Origin of the sequence: Sorangium sp. So ce1335, from assembly GCF_051521615.1 — a bacterium.
Lineage (GTDB): Bacteria > Myxococcota_A > Polyangia > Polyangiales > Polyangiaceae > Sorangium.
Window position 1 is genome coordinate 5,921,162 of sequence record NZ_CP150363.1, and the last position, 14,541, is coordinate 5,935,702.

Annotated in this window: 11 protein-coding genes and 1 tRNA gene; 5 read left to right on the forward strand and 7 right to left on the reverse strand. The window is 73.2% G+C overall.

All coding sequences use genetic code 11. The features are described 5' to 3' along the window. Positions 1 to 226 precede the first annotated feature (226 nt). Positions 227 to 532 (forward strand): hypothetical protein, encoded by a 306-nt coding sequence (locus WMF24_RS21860; protein WP_437738368.1) that lies wholly within the window; start codon positions 227 to 229, stop codon positions 530 to 532. A gap of 73 nt (positions 533 to 605) precedes the next feature. On the opposite strand, the gene WMF24_RS21865 is transcribed toward WMF24_RS21860, so the two are convergent. Both WMF24_RS21865 and WMF24_RS21870 read right to left on the reverse strand, forming a co-directional pair. Further along, a complete protein-coding gene (locus WMF24_RS21865) occupies positions 606 to 1,019 on the reverse strand; it encodes a hypothetical protein (protein WP_437738369.1) in 414 nt (137 codons plus the stop codon). A 166-nt stretch (positions 1,020 to 1,185) separates the two neighbouring features. Continuing rightward, a complete protein-coding gene (locus WMF24_RS21870) occupies positions 1,186 to 3,327 on the reverse strand; it encodes a cation:proton antiporter domain-containing protein (protein WP_437738370.1) in 2,142 nt (713 codons plus the stop codon). Positions 3,328 to 4,222: 895 nt separating this feature from the next. Between WMF24_RS21870 and WMF24_RS21875 the strand changes: the two genes are divergently transcribed. Continuing rightward, positions 4,223 to 4,858, forward strand: a complete 636-nt coding sequence (locus WMF24_RS21875) for a Uma2 family endonuclease (RefSeq protein WP_437738371.1) — start codon at positions 4,223 to 4,225, stop codon at positions 4,856 to 4,858. Positions 4,859 to 4,942: 84 nt separating this feature from the next. Here the strand turns inward: WMF24_RS21875 and WMF24_RS21880 are convergent. Together WMF24_RS21880 and WMF24_RS21885 are read right to left on the reverse strand one after the other, a co-directional pair. Next, a tRNA-Glu gene (locus tag WMF24_RS21880) sits at positions 4,943 to 5,017 on the reverse strand. 179 nt (positions 5,018 to 5,196) lie between these two features. Beyond that, positions 5,197 to 5,427 (reverse strand): hypothetical protein, encoded by a 231-nt coding sequence (locus tag WMF24_RS21885; RefSeq protein WP_437738372.1) that lies wholly within the window; start codon positions 5,425 to 5,427, stop codon positions 5,197 to 5,199. A gap of 705 nt (positions 5,428 to 6,132) precedes the next feature. Between WMF24_RS21885 and WMF24_RS21890 the strand changes: the two genes are divergently transcribed. The 3 genes from WMF24_RS21890 to WMF24_RS21900 all read left to right on the forward strand — a co-directional run bounded on the left by WMF24_RS21890 (position 6,133) and on the right by WMF24_RS21900 (position 11,022). Continuing rightward, positions 6,133 to 7,992 carry a TonB-dependent receptor plug domain-containing protein gene (locus tag WMF24_RS21890; protein ID WP_437738373.1) on the forward strand — a complete coding sequence of 620 codons (1,860 nt, stop codon included), beginning with the start codon at positions 6,133 to 6,135 and terminating at the stop codon, positions 7,990 to 7,992. After that, positions 7,989 to 9,080, forward strand: a complete 1,092-nt coding sequence (locus tag WMF24_RS21895) for an HmuY family protein (protein ID WP_437738374.1) — start codon at positions 7,989 to 7,991, stop codon at positions 9,078 to 9,080. Before WMF24_RS21890 ends, WMF24_RS21895 begins: the two co-directional genes overlap by 4 nt. Before the next feature lie 130 nt (positions 9,081 to 9,210). After that, positions 9,211 to 11,022 carry a hypothetical protein gene (locus WMF24_RS21900; protein ID WP_437738375.1) on the forward strand — a complete coding sequence of 604 codons (1,812 nt, stop codon included), beginning with the start codon at positions 9,211 to 9,213 and terminating at the stop codon, positions 11,020 to 11,022. A gap of 95 nt (positions 11,023 to 11,117) precedes the next feature. On the opposite strand, the gene WMF24_RS21905 is transcribed toward WMF24_RS21900, so the two are convergent. The 3 genes from WMF24_RS21905 to WMF24_RS21915 all read right to left on the reverse strand — a co-directional run bounded on the left by WMF24_RS21905 (position 11,118) and on the right by WMF24_RS21915 (position 14,533). Continuing rightward, complete coding sequence (locus WMF24_RS21905) at positions 11,118 to 11,942, reverse strand: CBS domain-containing protein (RefSeq protein WP_437738376.1); 825 nt, start codon at positions 11,940 to 11,942, stop codon at positions 11,118 to 11,120. Between the two features lie 563 nt (positions 11,943 to 12,505). After that, complete coding sequence (locus WMF24_RS21910) at positions 12,506 to 12,877, reverse strand: hypothetical protein (RefSeq protein ID WP_437738377.1); 372 nt, start codon at positions 12,875 to 12,877, stop codon at positions 12,506 to 12,508. Positions 12,878 to 13,519: 642 nt separating this feature from the next. Beyond that, positions 13,520 to 14,533, reverse strand: a complete 1,014-nt coding sequence (locus WMF24_RS21915; protein WP_437738378.1) for an alpha/beta hydrolase — start codon at positions 14,531 to 14,533, stop codon at positions 13,520 to 13,522. Between the last annotated feature and the right edge of the window lie 8 nt (positions 14,534 to 14,541).

Below are 14,541 nucleotides of genomic sequence, written 5' to 3' on the forward strand. Positions count from 1 at the left end.
GTGTCACTCGGGAGGGGAGACTGTAAACGGCGGGACACACGTCGTGTCATTTTGGAGGCCCGGCTGGATGCGACGGGACCCACGTCAGCTCGGCCAGGCGGCCCCCCGGTCGCGCCTTGATGCTCGGCCTCCCGCTCACGCTCGCCGGACTGCCGTGCTCGCGCAGAGGTGCCGGCGAGCGCGCCGGCGCACCGGCGGGGGAACAGCGATTGCAAACACGGGAATCATGGATCCATCCAGCGCAATCCAGTTCGATACGGAGAGCGTCGCCCGTCCCCTCAGCGAACGAGGGCACGTCAGCGCCGGCGCAGGTTCCGCGACGCCCGCGGGGCCGGCAGGGCAGATCGAGCACAGCGAGGAGCGGCGCGCGCGCGAGCTCGTCGCGGCCAGGGCGAGGTCGGGCGGCATCCGGGGCGAGGCAGGGCACACGGCCCGGCGTGTCACGATCGCTGCGGCCGCCGTGATCGCCGTGGGGGCCGTGGCGGCGGCGGCGATACGCGCCCGCCGCGAACGCCGGCGAATCTGGTGGTGACGCCGCGTCGCTCCCGGGGAGCTCGCCCTTCAGCTCCGGGAGCCGCAGGGTGCTCGACCCAGGTGCCGTTTGCCTACCGCGCTCGCGTGGTGAAGAGGGAGGTGATGGCGTCCATGATATCCTGGATCGACAGGGCATCAGGCGGCTTGTCCGGATTGTCGAGGGCTCTATCCACGTAGTGCCCGAGGTACTCGGCCGTGATGAACGCCGTGAGCGCGTTCGTGACCGCGCCGGCCAGCGGGATCAGCCCCAGGGTCAAGCCGAGCATGAGGCGAAGGGCGCCGCCGCCCCAGATGATCTGGTGGATCTGGGACCACGCCGCCTTCGAGAGGGGCGCGCCTCGCTCCTTCGCGAGCGACGCCGCGAGCAGGTACTGGATCGGGATGACGAACAGCTGGTCCGAGCCCGGGAGCGGCTGGACAATGAAGCTGATGCCGGCGGCGCCGGCGGAGAATGCGTGCGTGGTGAGCCGTGCGCCGAGCCTCATGAAGGAAGCGTAACGCCCGCGCGGCCGTCGAGAAGTGGCTCGCGCCGCTCGTCCGGGCGCGGGGCGAGGGAGCGATGTCCCGCGTCTCCCGCAACTCACCGAGCGCCGCGCGCTCCAGGCTCACATCCTCTCTTCACTGGCCCCCATGCATGCTGCCCTCGGAGCCTCACCTCATCTGGTCTCGAGTCCCCCCGTGCGCCACGAGCAGCGCTACCGGCACACGGCTCCGGACGACGACGGACTCGACCGTGCTCCCGAGGTAGAGCTGACCGAGAGGCCCGTGATCGTAGCATCCGAGCACGAGCAGATCGTACGGAGCGCGCGCGAGCTCCCGCGCTATCTCGTCGCTCGGGTGCGCGCCCACCTGCACACGCGGCGAGACGCGCACGCCGAGCCGGCGCCCCCGGAAGACCGCCTCGTCGACGACGCTGCGCGCCGCCTCGCGCGCCCGCGACGGATCACGATCGCGCCAGACGACCGCGCCCAGCTCGGTCTGCGTGCTGCTGAACAGCACGAGCTCGGCGTCCCACGACAGCGCGACGTGGGCCGCGAGATCGGCCGCGGCGAGGGAGTACTCGAGACCGATGAGCGGGACGAGGATCCGCCGCGCGAGGGGGCGCTCCCCCGCCGGAGGGTCGCCCGCCACGACGAGCACGTTGCACTCCGCCCGCTGGATGATCGCGTCCTGCAGGCGACCGAATGACAGGCCGCGCGCGCGCGACGGCGGCCGCGCGCCGATCACGAGGAGATCGTGATCCCGCGCGGCGCGCAGGATTGCCTGGATCGAGCCGCGCAGCTCGCGCTTCTGCCGCCAGATGCCGACGCGGGCGCGCGCGCCGAGCCTCGCGAGCCCCCGGCTCGCCTCGCCCGCGGCCGGCGACGGGCCGGGCGCCTGCTGCCCCACGGCGAGCTCCGTGATGTCGACCGTCTCGTCGAGCTTTCGCTTGGCGGCGACCAGGCTCTCGATGACGTTCGCGGCGAACCCGGGCAGGGCGTGCGCCACGATCGGGACGAGGATCCGCTCGACGCCGGGGATGTACGCGCGTCGCGCGGCCTCCTCGCGCTCGAGGCGACTCGACTCCTCGGGGGACAGGGGCGTCTTTTTCTCGATCCAGCGGAGGAGCGCGGGGGAGAGGGTCACCGTGACGAGCGCGACGACGGCGTACATCGTGTAGCTGTCCTTGGAGAGGAGCCCGAGCTCGACGCCGACGATCGCGACGATGAGGTCCGTGCCGCCCTTCATGTTCAGCCCCACCGCCACGAGCGCCGCCTCGCCGCTCCTGAGCCCGCCGAGCCGCGCGCCGAGCGCGGCGGGGGCGACCTTCACCGCCGTCGCGATCAGCAGCAGCAACGCGACCATCCCCCATGCCGCCGGCGTGCGCAGCTGCGACACGTCGACGCGCATGCCCGCCAGGACGAAGAACACAGGCGCGAAGAGGCCCGCCACGAGCGTCAGCACGCCGTCGAGGAGAGGGCGGTGGGTGCGAGGAGCGTTGTTGAGCAGCACGCCGAACGCGAACGCGCCGAGCAGCGGGTGCAGGCCGAGGCGCTGCGTGAGCGCCGCGGCCAGGAGCGTGAGGACGAGGACGAGCGACACCTGTCCCTTGGAGATACGCGTCGCGTCGGCCACCCAGCGCATGGCAGCGTAGGTGAAGCGCCGCCCGACGAGCACCATGAACAGGAAGAATCCGCCCGCCAGGAGCGCGCTCCGGGCTATCGCCAGCGCCGGCGACGCGCCATAGCTCGACGATGTCATCGCGACGAGCACCCAGGCGGCGACCTCGCTGACCACCCCCGCCGCGAGCGTCACCTGCGCATAGCTGCGGCGCATCGACTCGCGCTCGATCAGCACCTTCGCGATCACGCTGACCGCCGTCACCGAGAGCACGATCCCGAGGAAGATGCCGCTCGTGAGGGGCTGTTCGAGCGCCAGCACCGAGAAGGCAGCTCCCGCCGCGAGCGAGGGAGCGATCGCGCCGAGCGCCGAGAGCGCCCCGGGGCGCGCCTCCTTGCGCAGGATGCTCACGTCGACCTCGATGCCCGCCATGAGCAGCAGGAGGAGCGCGCCTATCCAGGAGATGCCCGAGAGCACGAGGCTGACCGCCTGATCCTGAAAGAGGGCTCGGTGAAGCCCAGGCGCGAGCGCGCCGACGGCGGATGGGCCCAGCACGACGCCCCCGAAGAGCTCCCCGAGCACCTCCGGTTGGCGCAGCCGCCGCGCGAGCTCGCCGAAGGCGCGCGCGGTCAGGAGGATGAGCGCGAGGGCGACGAGCGAGAGCAGAACCTGCCGCTCTGTGAGGCCGTGCATCAGGGTGGGTGGCTCCTCGGTGCGGGTGCAGGCCCTACGTGGCAAACGGTGTGCTGAGCGCGGACGAGCGAGCTTTGCCCGCCTGTCGACGGCGCCGACGGGCGATCAGGCGGAGCGCGCGCTCGTGGACGGCCGTCAGCGCTCGGCGCCTCCGAGCGAGCGTGAGTTGCGGAGCCGCCGGGCCCTCCCGGCGATGGCCATCGCCCGGCTTCCCTTGCCAGGTCTCTGCGTTGCCAGGCGGTCTGCATTCGCCCCCCGCGCGTGGTGGGCGAAGATGGCGAAGGTGATGCGCGGTGTGCTGCACCCACGCGGCTGGTCGGGTAGGATCGCGCTGTGGAGCCGACACGATCGACGCCGTTGGAGGGAGGCTCAACTTCAACGATGCGCTGAGACAAGAGCACTCCTCGCACTTGCTTTTTGCGAATCCCGCTACTTCGACAATGCCGTATTCTTGCGTCAAACGACCACGCACCGACGATGACGCCCCTGGGCACCATGCTTGACAACGAGACGACCGTCTCGTTGTCAGAAACCCCGACGGCGCGACTCGACCGTGTCCGAGCTTGGATATCGAATGCCGTCCTCGTGCTGGCCACCTAAACTCGCCGGACAAGCCATGTGCCGCCCGTGGGTGCTGGTAGCACCCCGGGCGCCGTGGACGAACCCAGCAACGAGGTCCTACAGGTCGGTTGTATGCCCAGTCCCTTTGGCGGCCAAGGAACCGATAGGCCTTCAGGACAGGCCCCCTCGCCCATCCGCTTCCCTCCAGCAGACGGGCCCGAGGGGGTGCCAACGCTGGGGACTGGGGTGCCGAGCTCCCCCGAGCTCGACGTCGGCGGCGCCGAGTTCCGAGGCCGACACGGCGGCGCGCGCAACGCTGTGCTACCGTGGCGGGGTGATCAGCCAGAGCGCACTCACCGGGATCACGGTCGAACGGAGGGTCACGTTCGAGGACTGGACCCGTCTGCCTGAAGATGAACCGGGCGAGCTCGTCGACGGGCGGCTCGTGGCGGAAGAGGTGCCGGACGCCGTTCACGAAGTGATCGTGGCCTGGGTGATCAGGGTACTCGGGGGCTGGCTCATCCCGCAGGGCGGGCTCGTGCTGGGCTCCGAAGCGAAGTACGCGGTGAGCGCTGTCTCTGGCCGGAAGCCCGACGCCTCTGCGTACATGCCTCAGAGCCGCAAGCCACCTCGGCGCGGGACGATCAACGCTCCGCCGGACATCATGGTCGAGGTGGTCTCTCCTACCCCGCGGGACGCGCGCCGCGACCGTGTCGAGAAGCTCCACGAGTACGCGTCTTTCGGGGTGCGCTGGTATTGGATCATCGACCCGCAGGAAAGGACGCTTGAGCTCCTCGAGCTCGGAGCCGACCGCCGCTACGTACACGCGCGCTCGGCGGCCGACGGGATCGTCGGCAGTATTCCCGGCCTGGAGGGACTCTCGCTCGATCTCGACGCGCTCTGGCGTGAGGTGGAGCTGCTCGGTCCTGACTCCGGAGAAGGAGCGCTCGGAGCCCCGGAGGCCCAGTAGCGTTGCCGCCCTTCGTGCGGCACTACATGCGCCGCTGGCCCGCGCTCAACGCGACGTCAAGCACTTGAAATCACGGACAATTTGCGTCCCCAGCGGGATTCGAACCCGCGTAGCAGCCTTGAAAGGGCTGAGTCCTGGGCCGGGCTAGACGATGGGGACCGGCGATGCGGCGCGGAAGCTACCCGCCGTCGACGGGCAATGCAAGCCCTACGCGCGCTGTCCGCGCCGTTCGCGTCCGCGCGAGGCCCGCCGCGCGAGCCGCGCCGGGTCCGGCGGCTCGTCGCGGCAGGCTTCGCGGGGGTCCCACCGGCGTGCTGGTAGCCCCTTGGGCCGGCGGCCTAGTCGGCGTCGCCGCTCTTGGTCGGCGTCCAGGCCGGGGCGTCGCTCGCGGGGAACGAGTCCTCCACGGTCTCGTCCACCTTCTCTTCCGGCTCCTTGTCCGACGTGGCCTCGTGGCCCTCGACCGGGTCGCCCGGGACGTGCCGGTGCTTTTCGCCGCCCTGCCGTCCCTGCGCGCCCGCAGGCGTCGCTGCCCCTTGTCCCTCGGTCGCCTTCTCGTTGGTCTTCATGCGCACCTCCTCGGGCTGTTCCGGCTTCTCCAGAGCACCTGGAGCCATCGACGCGCACCGCAAGGGGCGAACGGGACGCGGGTGAGCTCGGCACGCGGTTCGCCCGGCACGGAGCCCCTCTTTCCTTGTCGCGCCCTGCCTCCGGGCCTCTCGCGACCGACGACCGTGCGCGCGCACGCCCAGGCGCACGCTCCTGCACACGCCCACGCGCCACCGCCGGCATCTCACCTTCTGCCGCGGCCCCGAACCGCTGGACGACCGCCCTGAATCGGGCGACCATGCGCGCCACCCCACCCACCTTGCGCCACACGGGCCTGAGTTTTCCCTCATGCTTCCGCCTCCGCGCCCAGAGCTTGCCGTTCCCATGTCCCCGGGAGGACCGTGCACCGACGCCGGCGCCTGACACGCGCCGCGCCGCTCGCCTTCCGCCTTCTTCCGGCGCTCTTCTCGGCCGCCTCAGTTCGCCCCGCGCTCGCGCAGCCCGCGCCTCCCGCCCAGCCCACGCAGCCCGCACCGGCCCCGCAACCCGCACCCCCCGCGCAAGCCACGCCGGCCGCCCCCCCACCGGCCACGCCGCCTTCGCCCCCCGCGCACGCCACGCCGGCCGCCCCCCCGCCGGCCACGCCGCCCGCGCCCTCCCCGCCTCCCCCCCTCGAGGTCGTCGTCACCGGCACCCGCACCCCCGAGAGCAGCCAGCGCGCCACGGTGCGCACGCGCGTCATCTCCCGCGAGGAGGCCGAGCGCCGCGGCGCCACCAACGTCGGCGAGGCGCTCGCCGGCGAGCTCGGCGTCCAGGTCAACCCGAGCGCCTACGGCTCCCTCGGCAACCCGAGCGCCATCCAGATCCAGGGCTTCGACCTCGACCGCGTCCTCGTCCTCGAGGACGGCGAGCGCGTCATCGGCGACGCCGGCGGCGCCATCGACCTCTCCTCCCTCCCGCTCAGCGACGTCTCCCGCATCGAGCTCGTCACCGGACCGACGAGCTCGCTCTACGGCGCCAGCGCCATCGGCGGCGTCGTCAACGTCCTCTCCGCGCCCCCCGCCCACCCCGGCTTCAGCGGCCGCGGCCGCGTCGAGGGCCGCAGCCGCGCCGGGCTGCTCGTCCAGGGCTCCGGCGCTTACCGCGGCGAGCGCGCCTGGGCCAGCGCCGACGCCTCGTTCCAGCGCGAGGACAGCCTCTCCCTCCTCGAAGGCAACCCCGCCACCGCCCTGCCCGAGCGCGCGCAGGTGCTCGTCGGCCTCCGCGCCGGCGCCGCGCTCGGCCGCGGCATCGACGTGCGCCTCCGCGCCCGGTGGATCCACGACGAGCAGGACGGCCTCGAGCAGCTCGACGGACTGCCCGGCCTCCGCCCCTACCTCTTCGACCTCCCCGAGGTGACGAACCGCGTCACCCTCCACCTCACCGAGACGATCGACCTCGGCGGCGGCTCCAACCTGCGCCTCGCCGCCGGCCGGCAATGGGCCTTCCGGACGAGCGACCGCGACCTGCGCGGCTCGCCTTTCGTGGAGATGCGCGAGCGCTCCGGCACCCTCCAGAGCTACGAGGCCATCGCCACCCTCGCCCACGGCCAGCTCACCTGGGTGCTCGGCGGCCGCGCCGAGGTCGAGTCGCTCACCCAGGAGCTCAGGGCCACCGAGGTCTCCACCTCGGGCATCTCCGAGAGCGCCTTCGACGAGGTGCCCGACACCGAGCTCGGCAGCGCCTCGCTCTACGGCCAGCTCGCGTGGAAGATCACCGATCGCCTCACCCTCATGCCCGGCGTCCGCGGCGAGCACTGGCCCCGCTACGGCGGCGTCATCGCCCCGCGCCTCGCCCTCGCCTACAGGCCCGCGCCACAGCTCACCCTGCGCGTCTCCGGCGGGCAAGGCTTCCGCGCGCCCAGCGCGAAGGAGCTCGCCTTCTCGTTCGACCACTCGGCCCTCGGCTACATCCTCGAGGGCAACCCGGGTCTCGCCCCCGAGACGTCCTGGGGCGTGAACGGCGATGTCACGTGGGCCGCGATCGAGGGCCGAGAGAGCCTCACCCTCCGCGGCGGCGCCTTCGCGAACTGGGTCGATGACCTCATCGACATCAACCCGAGGCCCATCCGCTCCTCCGGCGGCGTCGACACGTATACCTACAAGAACGTCGCCAGGGCGCGCACCGCGGGCGTCGAGCTCTCGGCGACGTTCCAGGCGACCTCGTGGCTCCGCGCCGAGGCCGGCTACGCCTACCTCTGGACGCGCAGCGACGACCCCGCCGCGCCGGACCAGCCGCTCTCCGGCAGGCCGCCGCACACGGCGCAGGCGGCGCTCCGCGCGGACCTGCCGCTCCGCTTCGAGCTCGTCACCCGGCTCCGGACCGTCACCAGCGCCTTCATCGAGCGAGGCCTGCGCGCGCCCGGCTTCAGCACGCTCGACGCGCGGCTCGCGCGGCCGCTCTGGCCCTCGTCGCAGGCCTACCTCGGCGTCCGGAACCTCCTTGGCGCGCAGAAGGACCCGGACCGCGACGGCGATCACCGGCCCCTCGAGGGGCGCACCGTCTACCTCGGCGTCATCGCCGAGCTACCGTGGGAGGATTCATGACAAGATGGTCAATCGCCGCAGCGCTGCTCCTGCTCACCCCCGCGTGCAGCGACGATGTGGGCGAAGGGAGCTCGAGCGGGGGCGCGCCCACCACGGAGGACGGCGCGCTCCTCGAGGTCGACGTGCCGGCCTCGGGCCGCGTCTTCCTGCGGCTCGCCACGCCCGAGATCGTCGCCCCGGCCGACGAGGGCGCGGCGTCCACCGACTGGGATCTCGCCCTCTCGGGCTATGACGTCTTCACGAACAGCGGCCTCAGCGGCCCCGGCGACGGCGGGGCGCTGCCGCTCAGCCTCGATGACTACAGGGCGGGCCAGCTCCCGAGCACGCCGTTCCTGCTCACGGACGAGGCGGGCGGCGCCTTCACCCAGTGGTACGCCTACGACGGCGAGTCGCACGTCGCCTTCAGCCGGTATCACGTCCACGCGATCGAGCACGAGGGGCGCACCTGGAAGCTCCAGATCCTCTCCTTCTATGGAGAGGTGGACGGCGCGCCGGTCACCGCGCTCTACCAGCTCCGGGTCGCCGAGGTGCTCCCCGACGGCCCCGGCGAGACCGTCGAGATCAAGGATCTCGACGCGACGGCGGGCGGCATCGACGCCGTCGAGAGCGCGCCGAGCGCCTGCCTCGACCTCGCGGGCAACCGGCAACTGATGCTCACGCCGGCCGAGGCGCGCGCGTCGACCGAGTGGCACGTCTGCTTCCGCCGATCGCTCGTCACCGTCAACGGCGAGCTCGGCGGCCCCGGCACGGCGCGCGGCGCCGATCTCCAGGAGCAAGAGACAAGGTCCGAGGCGCTCGCCGACGTCAAGGAGCGCACCGCGGAGTCGGAGCGAGCGCGGTTCGACGCGGCCGACCACCAGGCCCTCACGGATCCCGCCGTCCGCTACCGCGGCGACCACGTGGCGACCGCCTTCACCGGGCGCTGGATCGAGCCCGGATCGAGCCCGCCCGCGCCGGCGAAGGACTCGGCGTGGCTCGTCCAGAGCGCAGACGGCCAGTCGCGCTTCGTCGCCCTATTCGAACGCTTCGAGGGCGCGACGGACGCGTCCCCAGGACGGGTGATAATGCGCGTCAAGCAGGTGGAATGAGCGGCACTCCCAACGTCGCGCGCCGCGCCGCGGTCAGGAGGGTGCGCGGGGCGTGACTTCGCGCAGCGACGCGACCATACTGCGCGCGCTCGGTGAGGGGCTCTCCTCACCCATTGTAAGGAGCCTGCTTATGACAGAGTCGCTTGCCCCCGCATCGAGCGCCACAGGTCGGTCCCGCCGGAACGGGACGCCGGAGGGCGAGCGCGGGGCGGCGCGGGCGCGCCGCGGAGGCGCGCTCGCCGCGGGGGTGCTCGCCGCGCTCGCCGCGGGCGCCTGCGGCGGCAAGGTGGTGGTCGACGGGTTCGAGCCGCCCGACGGCCTCGGGGGCTCCGGGGGCACCGGCGGCAGCACGAGCGCTGTCGCGCCGGAGCCGGACCAGGGCGGACACACCGGCGAGGGCGGCGCACCGCCGATTCCGCCCCTCGTCGAGGAAGATCTCGGCGAGATCGCCGTCGGCGTCCCCGTGCCGGTGGAGATCCCGCCGGGCACGCTGGGTTTCACGGCCGTCGCGCAGATCATGACCTCGCCGCCGAGCTGGGATCCGATCGGGATCGCGGAGATCGTCGGCCCGGGCGGCAGGACGTTCGCGGCGGACTACACGATCCCCGGCACCGTGGCCCGCTTCTACAACCAGGGCATCGGATCGGCGGCCGTGCCGCAGACGGGCGCGGCCGCGGCCTCGCCGCTCGTGCCAGGCACGTACTGGATCACGATCGGCGACGGCGGCTTCGGCCTCCCGGCGGCGCCGGCGCGCCTCTCGGTGTGGCGCCGCCAGACGCTCGACGGGCGCTTCCACGGCGGGAAGCTCGACATCAACGCCTTCATCGCCGGCGACGCGATCTCCGAGGAGTACATGCAGCGCGCGCTGCGCACGGCCTACCAGGGATTCGTCGGCCTCGACGTCGGCAGCGTCACGGTCCACCACCTGGCACCGGAGTGGGGCTTCATCGACGACGAGCTCCTCCCGAGCTTGCTCGAGCAGACGGCCGGCGCCCACGGCCGCCCGGCGCTCAACGTGATCGCCGTGTCACAGTTCGGCGGGAGGCTCGAGGGCGCTGCCGGCGCGACGCCCGCCGTGCCGTCGGTCGCCGTGGAGCACGGAACCCACCTCAGCGGCATCGTTGTCACGCTCTTCGGGGAGCCCGAGATCGACACGGTCATTCTGCGCCACGAGCTCGGCCATTTCAGCGGGCTGTTCCACACCACCGAGATCGATATCCCCTCCGCCGACCCGCTCGACGACACCCGGCGGTGCGACAACGTGCGAGGGCAGCTCGAGCTCTGTCCCGACTACGACAACATCATGTTTCCGACGGGGGGCGACCTCTCGGGCAAGATGACGCCGCAGCAGACGGCGATCGTGCAGGCGAGCGCGGTGTACCGCGGCATCGTCGAGAGCGGAGGCGGCGCTGCCGACCCGCTGCCCGCCGGCCGCGGCCCTTCCCCCGCCGGTCGCGCTCCGGCTCCGGCCGGCCCCGGCCAGGCCGGCCAGGACGCGGCCGCTGCGCCCGGCGACCGCGCGTGGGCGGCATCGCTCCCGTCGCGGACCGCGACCCTGCTCGGAGGGCACTTCTGCGGGCAGAGCGCCGCCGCGGGCGCGGACTTCTTCGCCTTGCTCCGCGCGGTCGGCGGCGCCGACGCCGACCGGCTGCTCGCTGTCGGCCGCGATCCGGGCGCGCCGATCCAGGCCAGGGCGCGCGCGCTCGCCGCGGCGGGCCGCGCCGCCGCGCCCTCCGCCGCCGCGCCCTCCGCGGGCTCCGCGCGCGTGCTGGCGGAGCTCCAGGCGCTCGCCGCGGATCCGAGCTTGCCGCGCCGCGCGCGGCTCGGCGCGATCCAGGGCGTCGCCGCCGCGTCGCCCGCCGCCGCCCGCGCGCTCGCCGTGCGCCTCGCCGCCGACCCCGACCGGGTGGTCGGCCGGATGGCGACCCGCGCCGCGCGCTGATCCGCGCCGCGCGGCGGCTCCGCCAGCGGCCGCGTTCCTCGCTGCCGCTCCGCCAGCGGCCGCGCTCAGCGGCCGCGCACCTGACGCCGGCGGCGCTACCCCGCCTTGGACCTCGCGGCCACGGAGATCACGCCCGTCCCGGCGACGGCGCGCGTGAAGTCGAGCCCCGTCAGCACGCCGCGGAGCCGCCGCCCCTGGACGACGAGCACGCGCCGCGCCTGCGCCGCGTGCGCTGCGGCCGCGGCCCGGTGGAGCGGCGTGCGGACGTCGAGACAGACCATCGCAGGGCTCATCACGTCCTCGACCGGCGAGTCGGAGAGCACGCCGTGCGCGAGGAGCGCCTCGGTCTGCGTGAACATCCCGACCGGCCAGCCGTCCGGGTCCACGACGACGAGCCCGCTCACCTGCGCGGTCGTCAGCCGATCGGCGGCCAGCGCGAGCGGCGCGTCGAGCGGGATCGTGTACGCGGGCGCCGACATGAGCTCGGCGATCGGGGTCGCGTCCCGCGCCTCGACGAGGGCGAGCAGGAGATCCTTCGTGCTGAAGACGCCGACGAGGCCGTCGCCCTCGCGGACGAAGACCCGATGGATACGGTGCTTCAGCAGCACGCTCGCCGCCTGGACGACGAGCGTCGTGCGCCCGACCGTGATGATCCCCGGGCGCAGCACCTCGCGCGCCGGGACGTCGGGCAAGGTGAGCAGCATCCCGCGGCTGTTCGTCTTCGTCTCGAACTGGCCGAGCCGCAGCAGGTCGGTGCGGGACAGCACGCCGATCGCGCGCGACGCCGCGTCGACGATGGGAACGCAGGAGATAGCATGCTCGCCGAGGGCGCGATGGATCTCGCGCAGCGGCGTCGTGTCGGGCGCTGCGATGACTTCGCAGGTCATGTAACGCGAGACGGGTGTCGCAAAGCGCATCATGGGGGATTCCTCGAGGACGCCGGCGCGGGAGCTCGGGCAGGCGGCGCATCGGCGCGCAGCGGGTGCAAAAGCAAGAAGCGATCCGTAATGCGGGAACCCCCGTCGGGCCTTGACCCGGGCGCGCGGGCGCGGCGCAGGCCCCGAGCCGGCCGGGCAGAGCTCGACCGCCCCGAAGCGGACGCAGAGGCGGCGCGTCGACGCGCCCCCTGCGCCAAGGTGTGTAGGCGAGCTGGGCAGCTCACGGGCGAGCCGACCGCCATGGATCGGCGCCACGAGGGATGTCCCAAAATGCATCACGTGGGGAGCCCTGGCCATGTGACCATCAGGGCACGACCGCAGAGGAACCAGCCGGAGCCCACCGGGGTCGCCCGGCCGCGCCGGGGAGCAGCGCATCTGCCGCGAGCTCCCCGGCGGCCGGGCCCCGGTGTTCCTTCTCAGGCGAGCCGCGGCGCGGGCGCCGAGCGCGCCGCGGCCCGCGCGCGCCGCGCGCTCACCGTCCCAGGGGCGCGCCGCGCCGCGGTCCGGGGTCGGATCTCACCTGCGCCTCTTCGTTGTGCTCCGGGTCAGTACCACGGGCTGCCGTAGCCGCCGTACCCGGGGTTGAATGTGCCCTGGCAGCCGTAGCTGGGCCGATAGAAAGGATTGCCGTAGTTGCCGTACGACTTCCAGTCGTTGCCCCAGCCACCACCCCAGCCGTAGGACGGCTTCGAGCCCCAGCCACCCCAGTTCGGGCCGCCCCACGAGCCGCCCCCGCCCCACGGGCCGCCCCCGCCCCACGGGCCGTTCCACGAGCCGCCGCAGTTCCGGTCCCGATAGCTGCCGAACAGCGCCTGAGAGGTCTCCTCGACCTCCACGGCCTCGGCCTCGTCCAGCTCGACGTCCTCGGCGCCTGCCTCGCCCACCGCGCACCCGGTGGTCAGGGCGGTCATCGCCATTGCAACAAGCATCCACCTGCTCTTCACCAGCTCGACCATTTCTCCTCCTTCCACGACCTGCGACCTCCGCAGGACCGTCGCGCTTCCATGGCCCGCGACATCCGCGGGACCGTCGCGCCAGGCTGATTGCGCAGAGAGCAGCGCTCATGCCCGAGAGCTGGTGTGCACAGGCTGCCTCCCGGGGGCGCGCGCAGCGGGCGGGAGGCGCCGACAAACCGACAATCCTAAACAGCGCCCCGGTCCCCGGCGACGGCCCGTTCACCCGCGCCGGATCACTGGGCAGATAAGGCGCTTCGAGGCGCGCTGATCGCGCAACAGCGGCCCCAGCAGCCCTCGCACGACGCTGCGACTCCGGCAAAAACACGTCTTTCGCGAGCTATCGACTTCTCCCCGCGGGGCGCCTCGACGGGACGTCTCCGACGATCCGAAAGCCATTTACCCACAAGGTGAACCAGAGAACGACAGCGCCTCACGGACACCCACCCACCTCGGGCGATTGCCGCCCTCGCGACCGCGGTGCTCGGCCCGTCTCTTCAGTGCACCGGCGCGTGAAAGAGCGCCTGTGAGCGCCGCTCGGCGCCTCGCGATGCGCGCGCCAGGGGCCCTGTCGCGCCGGTCCCCACGCCGCGCGCGCCGGGCCGCTCAGGGCGCGGCGCGCCAGGCGGCCCAGGCGCGCGTGAAGTCGTCGGCGCGGATCTCGTGGCCGCGTCCGGGGTGCACGACGAGCTCGTGCTCCCAGCCGTGCTGGGTGAGCACGTCGGCGAGGTTCTCGGCGCTCGCGACGGTGGAGGCGAGCTCCTGGTCGCCGACGGCGATGTAGATCGGCGGCCTCTCCTGCGAGAACAGGTGCTCTTCGATGACCATGCGCCCCGCGCCGACGAGGCCTGCGCCGTCGATGTCGACGAGGCCTTCCAGCGCCACGTAGCTCGCGAAATAGCCCCCGTTGGAGAAGCCCATGACGAAGCGCCCGCCGAACGTCTGTCCGAGGATCCGCTCGAGCAGCGCCTCGGCGCTCATCCACTCTCCGATCAGGGCGGGGGCCGCGGCGTCGACCGTCTCGCGGCGCGTCGGCCAGCAAAAGGAGGTCTCGACGGACGGGTCCCAGGTGCAGAGTCCCGGCCTTCCGCGCGGGAACACGGTGACGACCCCGAGCGCAGCGGCCGCCTCCGCGGCGATGGCCTGGAGCCCCACGGGCAGCGAGTCGGGCGCCATGGTCCCGTGCAGCACGTAGAGGATCGGCGCGCCGCGGGCGGCGGTCTCCGGCACATGGAAGCAGGTGTGATCGTCCAGGCCGGTCCACCCTGCCGAGCACCAGTCCGTCTCGACCGGCTCCCAGCTCGGCGCGCCGCCGCCATCGCCGCCCTCCCCGCCGGCGCCGCCCCCGCCGGAAGCGCCGCTGCCGGCCGCCGCGTTGCTCGAGGCGGCCGCGCCCTCACCGCCGGCGCCGCGCCCGCCGGCGCCCGAGCCCCCGTCGGCCCCCGCGCCCCCGGCGCTGCTCGCGTCCGCGGTGGCGCCTGCGTCCGCGGTGTCGCCCGCGCGCGTCGCCCCGCCGGCGGCGCCGTCGCACCCGGCCAGCGCGAGCGCGATCGCCGCGAGCGGCGCCGCGCAGCCCTCGAGCATTCCCTCGCCGCGCGCCGTGTCCATGCCCTGTGTCACGGTGCCCT

Excerpts from the sequence above, each read along its gene's own strand:
- WMF24_RS21860 (WP_437738368.1), top strand. The coding sequence starts at position 227 with ATGGATCCATCCAGCGCAATCCAGTTCGATACGGAGAGCGTCGCCCGT.
- WMF24_RS21865 (WP_437738369.1), bottom strand. The coding sequence starts at position 1,019 with ATGAGGCTCGGCGCACGGCTCACCACGCACGCATTCTCCGCCGGCGCC.
- WMF24_RS21870 (WP_437738370.1), bottom strand. The coding sequence starts at position 3,327 with ATGCACGGCCTCACAGAGCGGCAGGTTCTGCTCTCGCTCGTCGCCCTC.
- WMF24_RS21885 (WP_437738372.1), bottom strand. The coding sequence starts at position 5,427 with ATGAAGACCAACGAGAAGGCGACCGAGGGACAAGGGGCAGCGACGCCT.
- WMF24_RS21895 (WP_437738374.1), top strand. The coding sequence starts at position 7,989 with ATGACAAGATGGTCAATCGCCGCAGCGCTGCTCCTGCTCACCCCCGCG.
- WMF24_RS21900 (WP_437738375.1), top strand. The coding sequence starts at position 9,211 with ATGACAGAGTCGCTTGCCCCCGCATCGAGCGCCACAGGTCGGTCCCGC.
- WMF24_RS21905 (WP_437738376.1), bottom strand. The coding sequence starts at position 11,942 with ATGATGCGCTTTGCGACACCCGTCTCGCGTTACATGACCTGCGAAGTC.
- WMF24_RS21910 (WP_437738377.1), bottom strand. The coding sequence starts at position 12,877 with ATGGCGATGACCGCCCTGACCACCGGGTGCGCGGTGGGCGAGGCAGGC.